We start from the raw sequence: 21110 nt of genomic DNA, 5'->3' as shown, positions 1-21110 counted from the left end.
GTTACATACTGATCCTCGGTTCCCTATTGTAACCGAGGCTGACATAAGGCATGGTTCGATCCCATGGAAGAAGGCACTTCAAACTCACCGAGTGACTGCTGCAGCACCGATCGTGACTACGACATCCGCCAGTGGGATGCGCGGGAGGACTGCGAGGTGCGCCAGATCCTGGATCGCATCGCCGACAAATGGTCGCTGCTCGTCATCGCCCTGCTCGAAAAGCGCACCTTGCGTTTTACCGAATTGCGCAAGAGCATCGACGGCATCAGCCAGCGCATGCTGACGACGACATTGCGCCAGCTGGAGCGTGACGGCCTGATCGAACGGAATGTCTATCCGGTGGTGCCGCCAAGGGTCGATTACGCTCTGACGGAGCTCGGCTGCACGCTGCACGACACGATCAAGGCGCTCGTGGTCTGGACAGAGACGAACCAGGCAAAGATCATCGCCGCCCGCCGAATTTACGACGAACGCGCCAGCGAGAAGCTCTGGTAGACCTCAGCTCTCGCGGGTAATCGTGATGAATTCCGTGCCTTCGCCGGTCTCGGAACCGAGCCCCGTATCCGATATCGTCAAGGTCGTGCCGGGCGCAAGCAGCGCATCGATCCGGTGGCGGGTTTCGTCCGACATCGAGATGCGGCTGAGCGCTCGGGCGATCGGACGGCCGCTGATGATGGAGCTTTCCTGGCTGGTGATGCCGAGCCGTTTGGCCGTTTCACGCGACAGATTGTTTTCCAGCGTCACGCCCAGCCAGTCCGCCGTGCCGGCCGCCGCGTCGACAGCATGCAGCGAGAAGAAATGCGTGCCGAGAGCAAGGCCCGGATCGGCAATGGTAACGGGTGCCTCGAAAAGCGGCTTGAAATCCCGCCGCACCATGATGACGCCGTTCGGCGGTTCGCCTTTGCCTGCCGCAGCGTAAACTTCCCTGAGGAGAGTGTCGCTGATCAGGCTCTTGTCGCGGGCAAATTCCGTTGGCCGCAGCGCCTTGAAGGCATTGATGGCCTGAACGGTGGCAGGGCCGGCCAGCCCGTCGGGCTCGCCGGCGGCAAAGCCGAGACGGTTCAGCATTGTCTGGATATCGATGACGTTTTCGCGCAGCGTGCGGCGCGTAATCAGCATGCTGATCGGCGCGGCCTCTGCGGCGGGCGCCTGCAGCTGGATCTGCGGCATCGGCAGCGCAGCCGTCGTCTCGTTCATCGCCACCTGCACCGGGGTCCTGGCGTCGCCGATGGCGGGCCGCAACTCCACGTCCGAGAGCAGCGGCGCCGGCTCCGGCCGGTCGGGGCGGAAGAGGGCCGGGTGGTCGATCGGCTCGGGCGTCAGCTCGCTGTCTGTAATGATGACCGGCACGCCCATCTCGGTCATGTTGTAGAGCGATTTGGCAAAGGCGCCGGGCATGCGCACACAGCCGTGCGAGGCCGGGTAGCGCGGCACGGAGTTGGATTCGTGCAGCGCGATGCCGGACCAGGTCAGCCGCTGCATGAAGGGCATCGGCGCATTCGAATAGATGTTGGATTCGTGGTATCGTTGCTTTTCGATGACGGAAAAGATGCCGCTCGGCGTCGTATGCCCGTCCTTGCCGCTCGAGATTTTGGACGTCGCCACGACCTGCGTACCGTCATAGACGGCGAGCGATTGTTTGTCCTTGGACACGAAAATCTGCAGCGTGCGCGCATCGGCGGCAAGAGCCGGATGGACAAGAGCGGTTGCCGACAGCAACCCGATGAGGACGCTTACACGCACAGACATGACGCAATACACCACATGCACAAAACGACCGGAGTTAAGCACGCGAAGTTTAACGAAGGCTTGAATACGCCGGCGCGTCACGATCACGAGATTGTGGGATATTCAATTTTATGCAAATCTAAATTAGGAGGAGTCTTGGGGGAGACTTGGAAATGCATGTCGATATTGTTTCCGCGTTCGATGATCTGCATGCCCTGAAGGACAATTGGAACGAGGTGTACGCCGCCGATCCGGAGGCAAACTACTTCCTCTCCTGGCATTGGATCGCCAGATGGCTGGAGCGGCGCGCGTCCTGGTTCGTTCTCGCCGCCAAGCGGCAGGAGGGGGACGAGCGCTACGTGGCTTTCCTGCCCATCCAGCTGCATGTCGAGTTCGAGGAATGGCAGGGTCTCGTCAATATCGTCAGGCTCGGCGGCACGCCCTATGCCGGCTATAACGGCGTTCTGACACGGCCCGAGGATGCCGAAGCCGCGCTCGGCGCCTTTGCCGGCTGCCTGCAGACCTTCAACTGGAAACATTTCGATCTCGACGATGTCTACATGTCCGCGGAGAGGCTGAAGGCCTTTCAGGCCGCCTTTCCCGCCTCGGAATTCTCAAGAAGAAAGGTCCCGCGCCGGCCGCATATCACGGCCGACGGTGAAAACATCGATCACGACATCTATGTCTATGTGCCGCTCGGCGAGGATTTTGAAACCTTCCTGAACGAGCGCATGGGCGGCAAGACGCGGCGCAACGCGCGAAAGGCACTGCGCGATCTCGTCGCGCCGGAAAACGAGCTGCGCATGACGCATGTCACGCCGGAGACGATGGAGCGCGACCTCGAAATCTTCTACGAGATGTGGAACGTGCAGTGGGGCGAGCGCCAGCCGCGCTACGGCAAGTTCATCCTCGACAACAGCCGCCACATGCTGCCGGCCTGCATCGAGAACGGCACTGTCTTCATGCCGATCCTCTGGCACAGGGACAAGCCGGTCGCCACCTTCATCAGCTTTCTGGATCCCTACCGGAAGTCGATAATGTGTTTCCTCGGAAGCCGCGATCTGACTTTCCGCCGTTCGATCAGCCCGGGCTTCATGCTCCATTGCTACAATCTGCGCTGGGCGATCGAGAACGGCTACCGCATCTACGACATGGGCACCGGCAATTACGGCTACAAGAACCTCTTCGGATCGGAAAACCATGTCGTCGAGAAGCTGCAGATCTCCACGCTGACAGGCCGCAATATCGGCGATCGCCTCGATCCGCGGTCGCTGGGCATCGCCATGCATCAGGCGGTGCATTTCTTCAGGAACGAAAACCTGGCCGCAGCCGAACTCTGCTGCCGGCAGATCCTGGCCGCCGACGATGCGCATGCGCAGGCCGGCGCATTGCTGGCGAAAATAGAGGCGGCGAGGCGGCCGAAGCCGACCGGCGATCCGGAAGCCCATTTCAGCGCCGCTGCCGAACGCCATCGCGCCGGCGATCTCAATGCCGCCGAAGCCGGCTATCGCGACGTGATCTTGCTCAAGCCGGATCATTTCGATGCCCTGCAGCATCTGGCACTGCTGCTGTTGCAGAAGGGCGACCTGCACGGTGCGGCAGCCTGTGTCGACAGGGCGATCGAAGCAAAGCCGACCTCCGCTTCGGCCTATTGCAATCGAGGCAATATTCTTGCGCTTCTGTCGAATTTCGAAGAGGCGCTGCGAAGCTATGACCGGGCCATCGCCCTGGACGCCGGCCACGCCATCGCCTTCAACAATCGCGGCAATGTGCTTCGCCGGCTGGGGCGCCAGAACGAGGCGGTGGAAAGCTACGATCACGCCGTCGCGATCGAGCCCGGTTATGCGCAGGCCGTGAAGAACAGGGAGGCGGCGCTCAAGGAAATGGCTCCGGCCTAGCGGTTGCCCTTGCCGCCGAACGTATAGCCGGTTTCGACCGTGCCTTTGCCGAACTTGTCGCGCAGCTTGTCCATGGCCGCTTCCGCCGCCGCGCGCCGGCCGGATTGCCGGTCGATGAGATCGGGCGGGTCGGCGCGGCCGGCATCGCCGAGATCGGTGACGCCGATGCCGATCAGGCGGAATTTCGTGCCGTCCGTTTCCTTCTCCAGAAGATCGAGCCCCGTGCGGAAGATCTTGTCGGCCAGTTGTGTCGGATCTTCGAGGCGCCGGTTGCGGGTGCGCGACTTGAAATCGGCCGTCTTCATCTTCAGCACCACGGTCTGGCCGGCAATGCCGCTCTTCTTCAGCCGCCACGAGACCTTTTCCGAGAGGTTGCGCAGGATCGGCACGAGATCGTCGTAACGCGAGATATCGTCGAAGAAGGTGGTTTCGGCCGAAACACTCTTGGCGGGATCGTTGGCATGCACCTCGCGGTCGTCGATGCCGCGCGACAGGCGGGAGAGCCGCTGGCCGATGCTGCCGTAGCGGCGCATCAGGTCGTTCTCCTCCATCTGCTGCAGCTGGCCGACCGTGCGGATGCCGTCTGCTTCGAGCGTCGCGGCAAAAGCCTTGCCGACGCCCCAGATCGTCGTCACCGGACGCGGCGCCAGAAACGCCACGGCTTCCTCGCGTCCGATGACGGAAAAACCGCGTGGCTTCTGCAGGTCGGAGGCGACCTTGGCGAGAAACTTGCAATAGGAAAGGCCGACCGAAACGGTAATGCCGATCTCCTTTTCGACGCGGCGGGCGAATTTCGCCAGCGTGCGGGCCGGCGGATCGTGATGCAGCCGCTCGGTGCCGCCGAGTTCGAGGAACGCTTCGTCGATGGAGAGCGGCTGCACCAGCGGCGTCAGCTCCTGCATCAGCGCGCGGACCTGCCGGCCGACGGCGACGTATTTCTCCATGTCGGGACGGATGACCACCGCCTGCGGACAGGCTTCCAGCGCCTTGAACATCGGCATGGCCGAGCGCACGCCGTGAATGCGGGCGATATAACAGGCCGTGGAGACGACGCCGCGCTTGCCGCCGCCGATGATGACGGGCTTGTCGGCAAGCTCCGGATTGTCGCGTTTTTCCACGGCGGCATAGAAGGCGTCGCAATCGATATGCGCGAGCGTCAGGTCGTAGAGCTCTTGATGGCGTACGAGGCGTGGGCTGCCGCAGGCATGGCAGCGACGTGCCTCGCCTTTCTGCTCGGCAAGGCAGTCGCGACAGAAGCCGGGTGTCTTGTCAGATGCAGGCGCCATGGCGTGAACAAAGGTTGAACATCGCAACATTACGCCCTAAGCTTTCGAGTCTCAAGAGAGGGAGGAGCGCTTGGCCGTGGATATTGATCTTCGTTTCGAACCCGTCACGGCCGAACGCTGGGGCGACTTCGAAAAGCTGTTCGGCCCGCAGGGCGCCTTCTACAATTGCTGGTGCGTGGCGCTGCGCCTTCCCCATGCCGTGCGCACGAAGATGGAGCCCTCGGAGCGCAAGGCCCATATGCAGGGCCGCATTGCGGCCGGCCCGCCGCCGGGCCTTCTCTCTTATGTCGAAGGCGAGCCTGTCGCCTGGGTGCAGGTGGGGCCGCGCCATGACGTGCCGCAATTCAATTCGCCGCGAACCGTCTCGCGGCCGCTGGAGGAGGGCGATGCGCATGATCCCGGGATCTGGGCCGTCAGCTGTTTCTTCCTGCTGCCGAAATTGCGCGGAAAAGGCCTGAGCCACAAGCTGCTCGGCGGCGCCGTCGACTACGCCCGCAGCCAGGGCGCTCGGCTCCTGGAAGCCTGTCCGATCGACCATGTGAAGCAATCGAAATCGGTCACGCTTTGCATCGGTTCGACGGCGATTTTCGATACGGCCGGTTTTGAGACGATCGCAAGGCGCAAGGACGGCCGGCCGCTCATGCGGCTGGATTTGCGCGGCTGATGGCATGTGCCGCAAGATACTGGTCGATCAGCTCGGCGGCGTGGAGCCAGTCCCTTGCCCGCGCAATATCGGCGCCGGCGGTTGGCGCGAAGCGGTGAACGGGGGAGTCCGGCACGAGATGGATGAGCAGGCAATCGGCCACATGCTCCTTCACGGAATGCAGGTTGCGCGCCATATCGTCGATGAAGACGACCGGAAGGTCGCGGCCGCCATGCAGGGCGTGGACGATCGGCCCTTTCGGCTGTTCGCTGGCAAGCAACGGGAAGCCCAGGCCGATCCTGTCGAGAAGGCGGCGGCGATGGGCGGAAAACTGCGGCGGCATTGCGGTGAGGAACAGGATATCGGCATCGCCGGACAGGCGTTCGATCGTCGAAACGACCGGATCGATCGGCGTCTGCCAGCTTTCCTGGGCCGCGAAGAATTCCAGGATCAGCCGGCTGACATGCTGGTCCTCCAGCGCAAGCCCGTCCGCCAGCGAGACGATGTTGCCGTGAAGGCGAAAGGAACGCGGCAGAAATTCGTGCCCGAGACTTTTGAGGTACAGCTGAAAGGGATCGATGAATTGCAGCACCACGTCGTCGACATCGCAGACGATGAGCGGCCTGTCGCCAAGGCGGATATGAGAAATGTCGAGCTCGCTGCCGTCGCTCACGATCAATATTCCCCGGAATCGAGGCCGGGCGGGGAGAAGTGGCGCCATGCCGCCGTCAGCGCTTCCGGCGTCGTACCCGTCGCCTCGCAGAAGGCGATCGCCGTCGGCTCGTGGTTCATGAGGAAATCCAGCATGCCGGCGAGAAAGGCAGGATCGTTGACGGCATTGCGCACCTGCCGCGGTTCGACGCCGGTCAGCGCCAGGAAGCGGCCGAAGAGATCCGCATCGTTGGCCAGCCATCCGAGAACGGCGATGGCCGTTTCCTGCGGATCGGCTGCTGCCGCAAGTTGTTTCGAAGTCTTGAAGTTGCTTTGCATTGCGATGGTCGAGTTACCTTTTCTTCAACCAAATACCGGTAGCTTGCACTATCGGTTTCATGGAGCCATTTGTCAGCTAATGTCTTTATCATGGGACATTTGGCTTCAAGAGCGGACGTAGGGACAGCTGGTCATGCCCAAACAGGTGATGATTGTAGAAGATAACGAGCTCAACATGAAGCTCTTTCGCGACCTCATCGAGGCCTCGGGCTATACCACGATCCAGACCCGCAACGGCATGGAAGCGCTTGATCTTGCGCGCAAACACCGTCCCGATCTTATTCTTATGGATATTCAGCTTCCGGAAGTTTCCGGCCTCGAAGTCACCAAGTGGCTGAAGGAAGACGACGACCTGCATGTCATCCCGGTCATCGCCGTCACCGCCTTTGCCATGAAGGGCGACGAGGAACGGATCCGGCAGGGCGGTTGCGAGGCCTATGTCTCCAAGCCGATCTCCGTTCCGAAATTCATTGAGACGATCAAGACCTATCTGGGCGACGCCTAGGGCATCGGAAAAGATTCATGACGGCGCGAATACTGGTTGTTGATGATATTCCGGCAAATGTGAAGCTGCTCGAAGCGCGGCTGCTGGCCGAGTATTTCGACGTGCTGACCGCCGCCGACGGCCATGAGGCGCTGGCGATCTGCGACCGCAACCAGGTCGATCTCATCCTGCTCGACATCATGATGCCCGGCATTGACGGCTTCGAAGTCTGCGAGCGGCTGAAGGCCAATCCGAAGACCGCCCATATTCCCGTCGTCATGGTGACGGCGCTCGACCAGCCGGCAGACCGCGTGCGCGGCCTGAAGGCCGGTGCCGACGACTTCCTGACGAAGCCCGTCAACGACCTGCAGCTCATCTCGCGCGTCAAGAGCCTGCTGCGCCTTAAGACGCTGAGCGACGAGCTGCGCATGCGCGCCGAAACCGCCCACACGATGGGCATGGAAGAACTGATGCGCACCGGCGACGGGCGCGCCGACGAGGCCGGCCAGGTATTGCTGGTCGACAGTCGCGCCAATTCGCAGGAACGCATCATCAAGACGCTGAAACCGGTCGCCGACGTCACCGCCATTTCCGATCCGCAGGCCGGACTTTTCGAAGCCGCCGAGAACGCCTTCGAACTCGTCATCGTCAACGCCAATTTCGACGAATACGATCCGCTCAGGCTCTGCTCGCAGTTCCGCTCGCTGGAGCGGACCCGTTTTCTGCCGATCCTGATCGTCACCGAGCAGGGGGCCGACGACATGGTCATCCGCGCGCTCGATCTCGGCGTCAACGATTATATCGTGCGCCCGGTCGATCCGAACGAGCTCGTCGCCCGCAGCCTGACGCAGATCCGCCGCAAGCGCTACAACGACCGCCTGCGCGCCAGCGTCAAGCAGACGATCGAGCTTGCCGTCACCGATCCGCTGACCGGTCTCAACAACCGCCGGTACCTCGACAGCCATCTCAACGTGCTCTTCAACCGTTCGATGGCCCGCGGCCGGCCGCTCTCGGTTCTGATCACCGATATCGACCGGTTCAAGCAGGTCAACGACACCTATGGCCATGACGGCGGCGACCAGATCCTGAAGGAATTCGCAAACCGCGTGCGCTCGACCGTCCGTGGCGCCGATCTCGCCTGCCGTTACGGCGGCGAGGAATTTGTCGTCGTCATGCCGGACACCTCGCCGGAGGTCGCCGCAGCCGTTGCCGAGCGCCTGCGCGCGGCAATCGAAAGCACGCCCTTCCTGCTGAAATCGTCGGGCGAGACGCTGAACATTACCGCCTCTTTCGGCATATCCTCGCGCATCGCCTCCGTCATAACGCCCGACCAGCTGATGAAGCAGGCGGACCTTGCGCTCTATGAGGCGAAGAATACCGGGCGCAACCGCGTCGTGGCCTCGGCCGCCTGACAGCGATGCGTTCCGGAATGCGCCGCCATCGGTTATCCACCGATGGTGACCGAACCTTACGAATATTTAATGTTGACGGCTGCAACGAAGGCGCCGTTTTTTCAACCCTATAGCCCAAAAATGGACTTTAAAGCCCGTTTCTTTCGATGGGACGTATCGCTAGCCCATGAAAAACTAGAGGTCGTGAATGTCGCAAGAAGAGCGGACTATAATTTCTCTGTAAGGAGAGTGGCTGGGTAAATCGTATTTCAAAAAACGTAACGCCGGCACCTTACCTAAGGGAAGGGGATGGCGATGTTACTCAAATATAGTCGAGAGATTCTTGGGGGCTTCAAATATTGTCCTTTTGGTAAAAGAGAATTGGGCGCTTCTTTACACGTACCAAAACTGGACTTTTAACCATAGAATCATACTCGGAAATTTTACCATTAAGAATTTGTTGATTTTCTTTCATTTTTGCGCAAATTATCGGCTCAGAACAGAAAACGCTCCCAAGGAGGAGCTGTCGATACCCCATGATGCTCAGGTCCGCCGCATCTCCTGGGTCGTGGGGTCGGTCGGCTGGTACGCAATCTTAAACGGTTCCTCGTGCCGTTTTGCATGCTGGCCGACCCCCTTTCGAAAAAAAACGCCGTCACTTCCCAGAGAGGAAGGACGGCGTTTTTCTTGTTTGCGCTAACATGAACCGCCGGCTGGCCCGTTGCAAACAAAAAGCGCGCAACCCGAAGGCGCGCGCTTTTTAAAAAAACCGCAGGATCAGTTGATTACTTGATCTTGGTTTCCTTGAACTCGACATGCTTCTTGGCAATCGGGTCGTACTTGGTCTTCGTCATCTTGTCCGTCATCGTACGGCTGTTCTTCGTCGTGACGTAGAAGAAACCGGTGTCGGCCGTCGACAGAAGCTTGATCTTGATAGTGGTAGCCTTGGCCATGGTCGTCCTGCCTTTAAGAAAATGAAAGCCGTGGCAAGCCGGATAGGCTCCACGGCAAATTCTGGCGCGAAACTACGAATCTGACCCGAAAAGTCAAGCCCGCTTTCCGAGGAAAAGCAGTCTTATGCCGGCAAGCAGGGCATAAAGCCCGAAGAAACAGGCAATTGCCCAGGCAAAACCGTTGTTTCCGGCAACGTCGATGGCGGCGCCGATCACCTGCGGGCCTGCGACGGTGCCGACGGCATAACAGAAAACGAAGGCGGCATTGGCCGCCGCGAGGTCGGAACCTGTCAGGCGCGAGCCGAGATGGCTCAGTCCGACCGTATAGAGGCCGGAGACGCAGCCGCCCCAGAAAAGCAGGATGCCGGCCATCAGAAGCCAGTTGTTGACGAGAACGGGCAGCATCATCGTGCCGACGAAACCGGTCAGCGCCATCAGGACCAGGAGCGGGCGCTTGTCCCTGATGCGGTCGGAGAGCAGGCCAAGCGGAATCTGGAAGATGACGTTGCCGACACCCATCATGGTGAGCAGCAGAGCGGCCTGCGATTCGGTGAAGTGGGCGCGAACGGCAAAGATCGGAAACAGCGACAGGCCGCCGGCCTCCACGGCGCCGAAGATGAACACGGCGGCCGTTGCGGTCGGCACCAGGAAGACGTAGCGCATGAAATGCAGCTCGGGCTTCTCGTCCAGAACCGGGCTTTCGTAGCGGGCGATGAAGATCGGGATGGCGGCAAGCAGGATCGCGCCGGCGCCGACCAGGAAGGGCAGGATGCCCTCACTGCCGAGCAACGAGAAGATCAGCGGTCCCGCGGCAAAGCCGATGGACAGGACCGTGGCGTAGATGCCGAGCACGAATCCGCGCTTGGACGGAGGCGAGGCGGCGTTGATCCAGAATTCGGAGAGGATGAAAAGTGTGGTCGTCGCACCGTGGAAGGCGAAGCGCAACGGGAACCACATCCAGAAGTCCTGCGCATAATAAAAGCCGAGCGCGCTGAGCGCCGAGATCAGCACCGCCCACATCATGGTCGGCGCCACGCCGTATTTATGCGCGAGCTTGGTGGTGATCGGCGCGGCGGCCATCGCCGCGATGCCGGCCATGGCGGTGTTGAGCCCGATGAGCGTGGAGGAAATGCCGCGTTTTTCGAGAATGATGCTGAGGAGAGGCAGTCCCAGGCCGATCGCTATGCCGACGGCGGAAATGGAAGAGACGGCTGCCACCAGAGAAGGCCAATGGATTTCCTCGACATCGCCCGGTGTGCCGTTCCTCGGCTGAGACATTTATCCATCCTTAGAGAAGTATGCGGACGAATCGTCCGTCTGGTGCCACATAGAAAGACATAGACATGCCAAATCCAAGTGACGGGCAGGGTTTCATAATATTTCCGGCGTCCGCCGGCGATGTCTTGAGTGTGAGCTTTCCCCGTACAAGAAATGATGAGCGTGTCGTTCCTCTGCAGATAGTCGGCTACAGGCCATGGCGCTCTGGCCGCTGCCACTACACGCGAAATATGTCTGGAAGGTGAAGGTGCTCAAGCTTGTCGGCCGGGTGTCTCGTAATCGTCGGGTCCATCGTCGTGACCGCCGAAACCGTGCATCTTCAAGGCCCATTGCAGGCCGATGACCCCGCCCTTGATAGGCTGGATCGAGACGAGCGCGGTGATGACGGTGATCGGCGCCCAGATGGCGAGATGCACCCAGACCGGCAGCACGAAAGCCATGTCCGTCAGCATGAACCCGCCGACGACGACGTGGCCGAGCACGAGAATGACGAGATAGGGCGGCAGGTCGTCGGCGCGTTGATGGTACATCGCTTCGCCGCAGGCCGCACAGTGATCGACCGGTTTGAGGAAAGCACGAAACAGCCTGCCGCTGCCGCAGGCGGGACAGCGGTTCAGCATGCCGCGCATGATCGAGCGCCCGAGCGGGCGCTCGGCATCGGGCGTATCCCCGTAGCGCACGACCTCGTCTGTCGGTGTGCTCATCGGCCTTTCCTTTCCGCAGATGAGGCCTTTCCATGTTTCCCTGGAAATACGGAAAGGCTTCCTCTCTGTCACTCCATGCAATTACGGCAAAACGCTGCTCGTTTTGCCGGAACTGCCTCAGCGCCGCCCGCGCGGCGGCCTTGTTCCAACCTTCTTGCGTGCGCGGCTCGCGTCGCGCCGTCCCGCCTTGTGGAAGGAGCGCACCGCCGTCGGCATCTTGCGTCCCTCGCTCAGCATCTCGAAACGCAGGGCGCCCGCAAGCGGTATCGCCTCTGCCAGCCGCACCGTCACATCGTCGCCGAGACGATAGCCGAGACCGGTCTTTTCACCCGTCAGCGCCTGATGCGCCTCGTCATAGATGAAATAGTCGGTGCCGAGCGTTGATATAGGGATGAAACCGTCCGCGCCATAGTCCGGCAGGAGGATAAACAGGCCGGATTTGGTAACGCCGGAAACGCGCCCCTCGAATTCCTGTCCGATGCGGCCGGCAAGGTGGTGGGCGATAAGGCGGTCCACCGTCTCGCGCTCGGCGGCCATGGCGCGGCGCTCGAACGTGGAGATCTCGGCCGCGATATCGTCGAGCGTTGCCTCTTCGTCCGGCGTGATGCCGCCTTCGCCGAAACCGAGCGAGCCGACGAGCGCACGATGCACGATCAGATCGGCATAACGGCGGATCGGCGAGGTGAAATGCGCGTATTTCATCAGGTTCAGGCCGAAATGGCCGATATTCTCAGGGCTGTAGATCGCCTGGCTCTGCGAGCGCAGCACCATTTCGTTGACCATCGTCTGGTGCGGCGTACCGTCCGCCTTGGCGAGAATGCCGTTGAAGCTGTTGGCGCGCATATTGCCGCCCTTGGCAAGCGAAATGCCGAGGGTGGCAAGGAATTCGCGCAGCACCTCCTGCTTGGCAAGCGTCGGCGTATCGTGGATGCGGTAGATCAGCGGCTGGCGTTTCTTCTCCAGCGTCTCGGCGGCCGCGACATTTGCCTGGATCATCATTTCTTCGATGAGCTTGTGCGCATCGAGACGCGGCGGCACGAAGACCCGGTCGACGGTACCGTCGGGTTTGAGCAGGATCTTGCGCTCGGGCATGTCGAGTTCGAGCGGCTGGCGCCGGTCGCGACCGCGCTTCATCGTCTCGTAAGCATGCCACAGCGGCTTCAGGATCGGCTCCAGCATCGGCCCGGTCTTGTCGTCCGGCTTGCCGTCGATCGCCGCCTGCGCCTGCTGGTAGGAAAGCTTGGCGGCGCTCTTCATCATGATGCGGTGGAAGGTGTGGCCGATCTTGCGGCCCTCCTTCGAGAAGACCATGCGCACGGCAAGGGCAGGGCGGTCGACGCCTTCCTTCAGAGAGCAGAGATCGTTGGAGATGCGCTCGGGCAGCATCGGCACGACACGGTCGGGGAAATAGACCGAGTTGCCGCGCTTCAGGGCTTCACGGTCGAGCGGCGAGTTCGGCCGCACATACCAGGAGACGTCGGCAATGGCGACGGTGACGATGACGCCGCCGGCATTCTCCTCCGACGGATCGTCCTCGGCATAGACGGCGTCGTCATGGTCCTTCGCATCGGCCGGGTCGATGGTGATCAGCGGCATGTCGCGCCAGTCCTCCCGGTGCGACATGGTGGCAGGCCTGGCGTCGTCAGCCTCTGCGACGGCCGCGGGCGGGAAGACATGCGGAATGCCGTGCGCGTGGATGGCGATCATCGAGATCGCCTTTTCCGAGGCAACGGAACCGATGACCGAAAGCACCTTGGCGCGCGGCAGGCCGAACCGGCCGAGACGGGCAATTTCCACCTCGACGAGATCGCCGTCCCTGGCCTCGCCCTTGTAATCGGGATCGATCACCATTTCCTCGCCGCGCCGGTCGATCGGCAGCAGGCGTCCGGCGCCGCCCGGCGCGTCCTTGAAGACGCCCATGGTGGCGCCACGCCGCTTGTCGATCACCTTGATGATGCGGGCCGTGTAGGCAGGCCCGCCGCGGTCGACGGCCGGGAATATCTTGGCGAGGATACGGTCGCCGAGGCCGGCAACGGGCGATTTGCCCTTGCCCTGGCGGCCTGCCGGCGACTGCTGGCGGATGGCGACGGCCGGCGCGACACCCTGGTCATCGGGCCATTCGGCCGGGCGGCCGATCAGTTCGCCGTCCTTGTCGCGCGTGGTGATGTCAAGCACGGTGACGGGCGGCAAGGCGCCCGGCCGGATCAGCGACTTGCGGGTCTTCTGCAGCATGCCTTCCTGCTCCAGCTCCTGCAGCAGGTGCTTGAGCTCGACACGGCTTTCGCCCTTCAGCCCGAAGGCCTTGGCAAGCTCGCGCTTGGAGGCTTTCTGCGGATGATCGGCGATGAACCGCAGGATGACCTCGCGCGGCGGCAGGATGCCGTGCACGATGTTCAGCGGCTCAGGCGCAGGTTCCCTGCTCGCGCGTCCGAATTTTCCCGGGCGCTTGCCCATGGCTCTCGTAGTCTCGCGCGGTTCTTTCGCCACTCTCAGCTCTTTTTCGTTTTCGCCGGCGCCTTTGCCTTGGTTGCCTTCGGCTTCGCGGCGGTCTTCGTCGTCTTGGCTTCGGCGGCCGCAGCCTTCGGCTTGGCCGTCCTGGCCTTGGTCTTGGCGGCAGGGGCCTTGCCGGCCTTTTCCGCAATCAGCGCCAGCGCCTCCTCGACGGTAATGGCCTGCGGATCCTTGCCCTTCGGCAGCGTCGCATTGACCTTGCCCCAGTTGACATAGGGGCCGTAGCGGCCGTCGCGAACGGTGATCGCGCCGCCGTCGGGATGATCGCCGAGTTCCTTCAGGGCTGCCGGCGTGCCGCGATTGCGCCCGCCCGGCGCCTTGTTCTGTTTTTCGGCAATCAGCGTCACGGCGCGGTTGAGGCCGACCGAAAAGACGTCTTCGATGCTTTCCAGATTGGCATAGGTGCCGTCATGCAGCAGGAACGGCCCGTAGCGGCCGAGCCCGGAAGAGATCATCTTGCCGGTTTCCGGATGTTTGCCGATATCGCGCGGCAGCGAGATCAGCGCCATCGCCTTCTCGTAGTCGATATCCTCGGGCTTCCAGCCCTTGGGCAACGAGGAGCGCTTGGCATCCTTGCCGTCGCCGCGCTGGATATAGGGCCCGAAACGGCCCGAACGCAGCGTCAGTTCCTCGCCCGTGGTCGGGTCGGTGCCGAGGTTCTTCGGCTCGTTCAGCGCAACGCCTTCGGCCTCGCCGCCATTCTCGGAGGAGAGCTGGCGGGTGTAGTTGCATTCCGGATAGTTCGAGCAGCCGACGAAGGCGCCGTACTTGCCGAGCTTCAGCGACAGGTTGCCGGTGCCGCAGACCTGGCAGATGCGCGGATCGCTGCCGTCTTCGCGCTTCGGGAAGACCAGCGGCGCCAGGGCTTCGTTGAGCGAATCCAGAACGTTGGTGACGCGCAGCTCCTTGGTGTCTTCGATCTGCGAGAAGAAATCCTTCCAGAAGTCGCGAAGCACCTGCTTCCAGTTCAGTTCGCCGGCCGAGATTCGGTCGAGCTTCTCTTCGAGATCGGCCGTGAAGTCGTACTCGACATACTTCGTGAAGAAGCTCTCGAGGAAGGCCGTGACGAGACGCCCCTTCGCCTGCGGAATGAGCTTGCGCTTGTCGATCGTCACATAGTCGCGGTCGCGCAGCGTGGCCAGCGTCGCGGCATAGGTGGAGGGACGGCCGATGCCGAGCTCTTCCATCTTCTTTATGAGCGATGCTTCGGAGTAACGCGGCGGCGGTTCGGTAAAGTGCTGCGTGGAGTTGATCTTCTGCTTGGCGAGGTTTTCGCGCGCATTGATCTCCGGCAGGCGGCCATCCTCGTCGTCGGCGTCGTCGCTCTGTTCGCCATCCTCCTTCTGGTCGGTATAGGCGGCGATGAAGCCGTCGAAACGGATGACGGAACCGACAGCGCGCAGACCGGCTTTCTGGCCGTTATTGTCGGCCAGGATCTCCGCTGTCGTGCGCTCGATTTCCGCCGACGCCATCTGGCTGGCAATACCGCGCTTCCAGATCAGGTCGTAGAGACGGATCTGGTCGGCATCCAGGAACTTGCGCACACGGTCGGGCGAGCGGTTGAAGTCGGTCGGGCGGATTGCTTCATGCGCTTCCTGGGCGTTCTTGGCCTTGGTCGAATAGAAGCGTGCCTTCTCCGGGAGGTAGCGATCGCCGAACTGTTCGCCGATGGCGCGCCGCGCCGCGTCGATCGCTTCGGGCGCCATCTGCACGCCGTCCGTACGCATATAGGTGATGAGGCCGACAGTCTCGCCGCCGATATCGACGCCCTCGTAAAGCTTCTGCGCAATCTGCATGGTGCGCGAGGCCGAGAAGCCGAGCTTGGAGGAGGCGGCCTGCTGCAGCGTGGATGTCGTAAAGGGCGGGGCCGGATTGCGCTTGACGGGCTTTGCCTCGACGCTGTCGACGACATAGCTCGCGCCTTCCAGGAGCGCCTTCAGCTTGCCGGCTTCCTCGCCATTGCCGATCGCGCGTGGCTGCAGCCGCTTGCCGTTGGCGGCAACCAGCCTTGCCTCGAACTCGTCGCCGCGCGGCGTCTTCAGGATCGCCGAAAGGTTCCAGTATTCTTCGGAGATGAAGCGCTCGATCTCGGATTCGCGATCGCAGACGAGGCGCAGCGCGACCGACTGCACGCGGCCGGCCGAACGCGCGCCCGGCAGCTTGCGCCACAGCACCGGCGACAGGTTGAAGCCGACGAGATAGTCGAGCGCGCGGCGCGCCAGATAGGCATCGACCAGCGGCACGTCGATATCGCGCGGATCGGCCATGGCGTCGAGCACGGCCTTCTTGGTGATCGCGTTGAAGACGACGCGCTTGACCGGCTTGCCGTTGATGACCCGCTTCTTGTTCAGAAGGTCGAGAACATGCCAGGAAATCGCTTCACCTTCGCGATCGGGGTCGGTCGCCAGGAACAGCGCATCGGAGGATTTTACCGCGTCGGCAATATCCTTGATCCGCTTGGACGAGGCGCCGTCCACCTCCCAGAGCATTTCGAAATCCTGGTCCGGAAGAACGGAACCGTCCTTGGCAGGCAGATCGCGCACATGGCCGAAAGAGGCGAGCACTTTGTATCCTGGACCCAGATACTTGTTGATCGTCTTTGCCTTGGCAGGCGATTCCACCACTACAACATTCATGATGATTCTCTAAAAAAGATGCCGATCCGGCGAAGAAGCAGGCGCAACACGCACTGCAACATGAATACCGGCCCTCCGACATGGACAGGGAATTCGCTCCGGTCAAGAGGTTTGCTTTAATTTTAGCTCTTTGCTGCGCATCGCAACCATTGCGAGATTTTGAACCTATTGCAATTCAGGATAATTGCGTTATCGTTTTTGAAGTGTGGTTCGGGCTCTGCGGCAAAGCAGCCCTCTCCGATTTCGCAGAGATAATTATGGCGCCCAAGGTTGCAGGAAAAGACGCCGATCGCTCGGCATCGCTTGAAAACATCGCTTTCATCCGGCAGATGCTCGCCGAGTTGCGCCAGGTGGCCGAACGCGAGAATGCGGAAATGCTGTGTTACCTCATCGAGATGGCCTGTGTCGAAGCTGGAGATCTGCAGCTGCGCATCGCCGGCGGCTCAGTCGGCCATGGAAATTGAGATGAGCCCGCCGGCATGGCGGTGCAGCCGCCCGGCCATATCCAGTTCCAGAAGGACGAGATAGACGGCGGAAGCCGCAAGACCGGTATGGCGGATGATGTCGTCGACCTCCACCGGCGTCGGGCCGAGCGCATCGATGACGAGCGCGCGATCCGTTTCGTCGGGCGGAAGCGCTATTCTGGCTTCGCGCTTCGGTTCCTCGGCTGAAGGCAGCGAGAAGAGATCGGGCTGGGAAAGCGGCGCCAGCGCTTCCACGATATCCTCGGGCGACGTGACGATGGTCGCTCCTTCTTTCAGAAGGCCGTTCGTGCCGTGGCAGCGCGGGTCGAGCGGCGACCCTGGCACCGCAAAGACCAGCCGCCCGAATTCACCGGCCATCCGCGCCGTGATAAGCGAACCGGAACGAACCGCCGCCTCCACGATCGCAACGCCGAGCGAGATGCCCGCAATCAGCCGGTTGCGGCGGGGAAAGTCACGCGCGCGCGGCTCCCAGCCGAAAGGCATCTCGCTGACGGCGAGCCCGTTGCCATTCCATATCTGCTCCAGCAGTCCGACATTTTCGGGCGGGTAGGGCTGGTCCAGCCCGCCGGCCAATGCGGCAATGGTGCCGGTATCAAGGCTCGCCCGGTGGGCGGCCGTGTCGATGCCGCGGGCCAGGCCGGAGACGACGGCATAACCGGCCCGGCCGCAGTCCCGGGCAATCATTGCCGCGAATTTCGCGCCGCTGATGGAAGCGTTGCGCGAACCGACGATGCCGACCGCCGGCCTGTTGAGCACGGAAAGATCGCCCTTGACCGCGAGCAGCGGCGGCGCACCGTCTATCTGGCGCAGCGCCTGCGGATAGTCGGGCTCGCCGATGCCAACGAAACGGGCGCCGAAGCGCTGTGCCGCCTCGAGCTCGCGATGGGCCTCCGCTTCGGTGGCGATGCGGATCGAGCGCGTCGCGCCGCCGCGGGCCGAAAGGTCCGGCAGCATGGCAAGTGCGGCTTCCGCCGAGCCGAAATGGTTGATGAGATCGCGAAAGGTCGCGGGACCGACATTGTCGGAACGGATCAGCCGCAGCCAGGCGATCCTCTGTTTGTCGGTGAGCGCAATTCCCTTTGGCCTTGCGCTGAGCGCGTCCATTACCCCTTAGCCCCGATCTTGCTTTCCGTGCCGTTCATCAGGCGGGAAATATTGGCCTTGTGCTTCCAATAGGAGATGACGGTCATGATCGCCATGATCGCCGCAACCTTTTCGTCGCCCAATATCCATAATGCAACCGGAATGACAAGCATCGCAATCAGCGCCGACAGCGAGGAGTAGCGGCTGATGAAGGCCGTCCCCAGCCACACGGCGGCAAAGAGCAGAACCATGACCGGCGCAACGCCGAGAAGCGTGCCGATATAGGTGGCGACGCCCTTGCCGCCCTTGAAGCCGATCCAGACCGGGAAGAGATGGCCGATGAAGGCAAAGAAGCCAGCGATGATGCCCGCTTCCTCACCGGCGAAATAGGCCATGATCCAGGCCGCCGCGGCAGCCTTCAGCGCATCGAGCAGCAGCGTTGCCGCCGCAAGCTTCTTGTTGCCCGTGCGCAGCACGTTGGTCGCGCCGATATTGCCGGAACCGATGCTGCGAACGTCGCCAAGGCCGGCGGCGCGCGTGAGGATGAGACCGAACGGGATGGAGCCGAGCAGGTAGCCGACGACGGCGGCGGCAAGCGCCAGAGGCAGCGTAATCTGCCAGGTGACAAGATCTGATATCATTTTGTTCCCCAATCCTTTGCCGAGAGCCCGCCTGCAAGGGCAGGGCAGGCCTCAGCCCTGCAATGCGTGAACCAGCCGCCCCCCGACATAGGTCGCGACCGCCCGGCCGCTGAAGCGCGCATCCTCGAACGGCGTGTTCTTCGAGCGGGAGAGAAGCATGTCCTTGGCGACAAGCCAAGGCTCCTCGAGATCGATCAGGGCAATATCCGCCTTTGCGCCGGGCTTCAGCGTGCCGGCATCGAGGCCGAAGATCTGCGCCGGGCGCGTCGACATCGCATCGATCAGCCGCATCAGGCTGACCTGCCCGCTGTGATGGAGCCGCAAGGCCGCCGCGAGCATGGTTTCCAGCCCGACGGCACCATCCTCCGCTTCGCCGAAGGGCAGGCGCTTGGTATCGACATCCTGCGGGTCGTGCGAGGAAACGATGATATCGATCGCTCCCCTGGCCAGCGCGTCCACCATCGCGACCCGGTCGTCCTCGGAGCGCAGCGGCGGATAGAGCTTGAAGAAGGTGCGGTACTCGCCGATATCGTTCTCGTTGAGCGCCAGATTGTTGATCGACACGCCGCAGGTGACTTTCGCCCCGCGCGAGCGGGCAAGCTCGATCGCCTCGACCGATTCCGGAACCGAGATCATTGCCGCATGGTAGTTGCCGCGCGTCAGCTGGGCGATGCGCAGGTCGCGTTCCAGCGGGATCAGCTCCGCTTCCTTCGGAATGCCCGAAAGGCCGAGCCAGCTTGCGAGCAGGCCCTCATGCATGACGCCGTTGGCGCCAAGATATCTGTCACGCGTGGCGCAGGAAATGACGGCGCCGAATTCGCGTGCGTAGGTCATCACCCGGCGCAGCACCTGCGTATCGGAAATGCTGGAATGCCCGTCGGTGAAGGCGACGGCGCCGGCTTCCATCAGCAGGCCGATTTCCGTCATCTCCTCGCCGGCAAGACCCTTGGTGATGGCCGCTGCCGGATAGACGTTGACGACAGCCGTATCCCGCGCCGTCTTCTTGACGAACTCGACGAGCGCGATGTCGTCGATGACGGGATGCGTATCCGGCATCATGATGATCGACGTCACGCCGCCCGCTGCCGCGGCCCGGCTTGCCGAAGCGATGGTCTCGCGGTGCTCGCCGCCCGGTTCGCCGATATGGACGCGGGCATCGACGAGGCCGGGCGTTGCGACGAGGCCCGTGCAGTCTCGCACGACAGCGCCTTCCGGCACGCCCTGGTTCTGCGCATCCTTGCCGGCCGCAGCGATGAGGCCGTCCTTGACGACAATGGTGCCGACCTCATCGAGATTGCGCGAGGGGTCGACGATACGGACATTCCTGAGGACGAGATTGCTCATGCGCCCGCTCCATCTGTGCGCGGACCCTGGTTCTGGGAAACGAGCAGGGCCTCCATGACGGCCATGCGCACCGCGACCCCCATTTCCACCTGTTCGGCAATGACGCTCTGCGGGCCATCGGCCACTTCCGAGGCGATTTCCACGCCACGGTTCATCGGTCCCGGATGCATGACGAGCGCATCCTCCTTCGCCGCTTTCAGCGTTTCCGCATCGAGGCCGTAGAAATGATAATATTCGCGCACCGAAGGCACGAAGGCGCCGGACATGCGCTCGCGCTGCAGCCGCAGCATCATCACCACGTCGGCATCCTTCAGGCCTTCCTTCATCGAATGGAAGACCTCGACGCCCATCTCGGCGATGCCGGCGGGCAGCAGCGTCGCCGGAGCGACGACGCGGACCCTGGCGCCCATCGCGTTCAGAAGCAGGATATTGGAGCGCGCCACGCGCGAATGCAGCACGTCGCCGCAGATCGCCACGATGATGCGCGACAGCCGCCCCTTGGCGCGGCGGATCGTCAGCGCGTCGAGCAGGGCCTGTGTCGGGTGCTCGTGCTGGCCGTCGCCGGCATTGACGACGGAGCAGGAGACCTTCTGGGCAAGAAGCGCCGCAGCGCCGGCGCTGGAGTGGCGGATGATAAGGACATCGGGCCGCATCGCGTTCAGCGTCATCGCCGTATCGATCAGCGTCTCGCCCTTCTTCACCGAAGAGTTGCCGACCGACATGTTCATCACGTCGGCGCCAAGGCGCTTGCCGGCAAGTTCGAAGGAGGATTGCGTGCGCGTCGAGGCTTCGAAGAAGAGATTGATCTGCGTCAGCCCCCGAAGGGTCGACGTCTTCTTCTCTCTCTGTCGGCTGATCTTGACGGCTTCGTCGGCCTTGTCGAGAAGATAGGTAATATCCTGCTCGGTGAGGCCCTTGATGCCAATGAGGTGGCGGTGGGGGAAAAAGACCATGACCCTGCCTCTTATTGTCTTCGCGGGGTCTATAAAGAGTGCGGGGGAAAGGGGCAAGCGCGTGCTATATGCAAATGCCTATGTTCCCCATGCATTTTCCGT

Annotated in this window: 19 protein-coding genes; 6 read left to right on the top strand and 13 right to left on the bottom strand. The window is 62.2% G+C overall.

What is annotated here, in order from left to right; translation table 11 throughout:
* Nucleotides 1-63: 63 nt before the first annotated feature.
* Nucleotides 64-495 carry a winged helix-turn-helix transcriptional regulator gene (locus tag ACFPWW_RS03530; RefSeq protein WP_377310382.1) on the top strand — a complete coding sequence of 144 codons (432 nt, stop codon included), beginning with the start codon at nt 64-66 and terminating at the stop codon, nt 493-495.
* Between the two features lie 3 nt (nt 496-498).
* Here the strand turns inward: ACFPWW_RS03530 and ACFPWW_RS03525 are convergent, their stop codons facing one another.
* Nucleotides 499-1749 carry a L,D-transpeptidase family protein gene (locus tag ACFPWW_RS03525; RefSeq protein ID WP_377310380.1) on the bottom strand — a complete coding sequence of 417 codons (1251 nt, stop codon included), beginning with the start codon at nt 1747-1749 and terminating at the stop codon, nt 499-501.
* Between the two features lie 152 nt (nt 1750-1901).
* Between ACFPWW_RS03525 and ACFPWW_RS03520 the strand changes: the two genes are divergently transcribed.
* A complete protein-coding gene (locus ACFPWW_RS03520) occupies nt 1902-3626 on the top strand; it encodes a GNAT family N-acetyltransferase (protein ID WP_377310378.1) in 1725 nt (574 codons plus the stop codon).
* Here the strand turns inward: ACFPWW_RS03520 and ACFPWW_RS03515 are convergent.
* Nucleotides 3623-4912, bottom strand: a complete 1290-nt coding sequence (locus ACFPWW_RS03515) for a DNA polymerase IV (RefSeq protein WP_112702960.1) — start codon at nt 4910-4912, stop codon at nt 3623-3625. The two genes, ACFPWW_RS03520 and ACFPWW_RS03515, sit on opposite strands and share 4 nt — an antisense overlap.
* 76 nt (nt 4913-4988) lie before the next feature.
* Between ACFPWW_RS03515 and ACFPWW_RS03510 the strand changes: the two genes are divergently transcribed.
* Nucleotides 4989-5576: a GNAT family N-acetyltransferase gene (locus ACFPWW_RS03510; RefSeq protein ID WP_112702981.1), complete on the top strand. Its 588-nt coding sequence runs from the start codon at nt 4989-4991 to the stop codon at nt 5574-5576.
* Here the strand turns inward: ACFPWW_RS03510 and ACFPWW_RS03505 are convergent.
* Together ACFPWW_RS03505 and ACFPWW_RS03500 are read right to left on the bottom strand one after the other, a co-directional pair.
* A complete protein-coding gene (locus ACFPWW_RS03505; RefSeq protein WP_377310374.1) occupies nt 5551-6276 on the bottom strand; it encodes a hypothetical protein in 726 nt (241 codons plus the stop codon). The genes ACFPWW_RS03510 and ACFPWW_RS03505 overlap by 26 nt on opposite strands.
* Nucleotides 6231-6545, bottom strand: a complete 315-nt coding sequence (locus tag ACFPWW_RS03500; protein WP_112566345.1) for a DUF3572 domain-containing protein — start codon at nt 6543-6545, stop codon at nt 6231-6233. Before ACFPWW_RS03500 ends, ACFPWW_RS03505 begins: the two co-directional genes overlap by 46 nt.
* Nucleotides 6546-6678: 133 nt before the next feature.
* On the opposite strand from ACFPWW_RS03500, the gene ACFPWW_RS03495 reads away from it, so the two are divergent.
* Both ACFPWW_RS03495 and ACFPWW_RS03490 read left to right on the top strand, forming a co-directional pair.
* Entirely contained in the window at nt 6679-7050 is a 372-nt protein-coding gene (locus ACFPWW_RS03495) for a response regulator (protein WP_028754034.1), read from the top strand.
* 17 nt (nt 7051-7067) lie between these two features.
* Nucleotides 7068-8441, top strand: a complete 1374-nt coding sequence (locus ACFPWW_RS03490; RefSeq protein WP_377310371.1) for a PleD family two-component system response regulator — start codon at nt 7068-7070, stop codon at nt 8439-8441.
* Between the two features lie 764 nt (nt 8442-9205).
* Here the strand turns inward: ACFPWW_RS03490 and rpmG are convergent.
* The 5 genes from rpmG to topA all read right to left on the bottom strand — a co-directional run bounded on the left by rpmG (nt 9206) and on the right by topA (nt 16502).
* Nucleotides 9206-9373, bottom strand: a complete 168-nt coding sequence (rpmG, locus tag ACFPWW_RS03485) for a 50S ribosomal protein L33 (protein WP_003587245.1) — start codon at nt 9371-9373, stop codon at nt 9206-9208.
* A 93-nt stretch (nt 9374-9466) separates the two neighbouring features.
* Nucleotides 9467-10651 carry an MFS transporter gene (locus ACFPWW_RS03480; RefSeq protein ID WP_112566350.1) on the bottom strand — a complete coding sequence of 395 codons (1185 nt, stop codon included), beginning with the start codon at nt 10649-10651 and terminating at the stop codon, nt 9467-9469.
* A 251-nt stretch (nt 10652-10902) separates the two neighbouring features.
* A complete protein-coding gene (locus ACFPWW_RS03475; protein WP_112566353.1) occupies nt 10903-11355 on the bottom strand; it encodes a DUF983 domain-containing protein in 453 nt (150 codons plus the stop codon).
* 117 nt (nt 11356-11472) lie between these two features.
* Nucleotides 11473-13842: a ribonuclease R gene (rnr, locus tag ACFPWW_RS03470; RefSeq protein WP_377310368.1), complete on the bottom strand. Its 2370-nt coding sequence runs from the start codon at nt 13840-13842 to the stop codon at nt 11473-11475.
* A gap of 2 nt (nt 13843-13844) precedes the next feature.
* On the bottom strand, nt 13845-16502 hold the full coding sequence (gene topA / locus ACFPWW_RS03465) for a type I DNA topoisomerase (protein ID WP_112566358.1): 2658 nt from the start codon (nt 16500-16502) through the stop codon (nt 13845-13847).
* Between the two features lie 257 nt (nt 16503-16759).
* On the opposite strand from topA, the gene ACFPWW_RS03460 reads away from it, so the two are divergent.
* Nucleotides 16760-16966, top strand: coding sequence for a hypothetical protein (locus ACFPWW_RS03460; RefSeq protein ID WP_112566361.1), 207 nt, complete (start codon nt 16760-16762; stop codon nt 16964-16966).
* Here ACFPWW_RS03460 and dprA read toward each other — a convergent pair.
* The 4 genes from dprA to ACFPWW_RS03440 are packed head-to-tail and all read right to left on the bottom strand — an operon-like array spanning nt 16946 to nt 21008.
* Nucleotides 16946-18091 carry a DNA-processing protein DprA gene (gene dprA / locus ACFPWW_RS03455; RefSeq protein ID WP_377310365.1) on the bottom strand — a complete coding sequence of 382 codons (1146 nt, stop codon included), beginning with the start codon at nt 18089-18091 and terminating at the stop codon, nt 16946-16948. The two genes, ACFPWW_RS03460 and dprA, sit on opposite strands and share 21 nt — an antisense overlap.
* On the bottom strand, nt 18091-18711 hold the full coding sequence (gene plsY / locus ACFPWW_RS03450) for a glycerol-3-phosphate 1-O-acyltransferase PlsY (RefSeq protein WP_377310363.1): 621 nt from the start codon (nt 18709-18711) through the stop codon (nt 18091-18093). Before plsY ends, dprA begins: the two co-directional genes overlap by 1 nt.
* A 51-nt stretch (nt 18712-18762) precedes the next feature.
* Entirely contained in the window at nt 18763-20055 is a 1293-nt protein-coding gene (locus tag ACFPWW_RS03445) for a dihydroorotase (protein ID WP_377310362.1), read from the bottom strand.
* Complete coding sequence (locus ACFPWW_RS03440; protein WP_112566373.1) at nt 20052-21008, bottom strand: aspartate carbamoyltransferase catalytic subunit; 957 nt, start codon at nt 21006-21008, stop codon at nt 20052-20054. Before ACFPWW_RS03440 ends, ACFPWW_RS03445 begins: the two co-directional genes overlap by 4 nt.
* Nucleotides 21009-21110: the final 102 nt, after the last annotated feature.

Source organism: Rhizobium sp. GCM10022189 (genome assembly GCF_042656325.1).
GTDB lineage: Bacteria > Pseudomonadota > Alphaproteobacteria > Rhizobiales > Rhizobiaceae > Rhizobium.
This window is presented reverse-complemented; position numbering and strand designations above follow the sequence as displayed.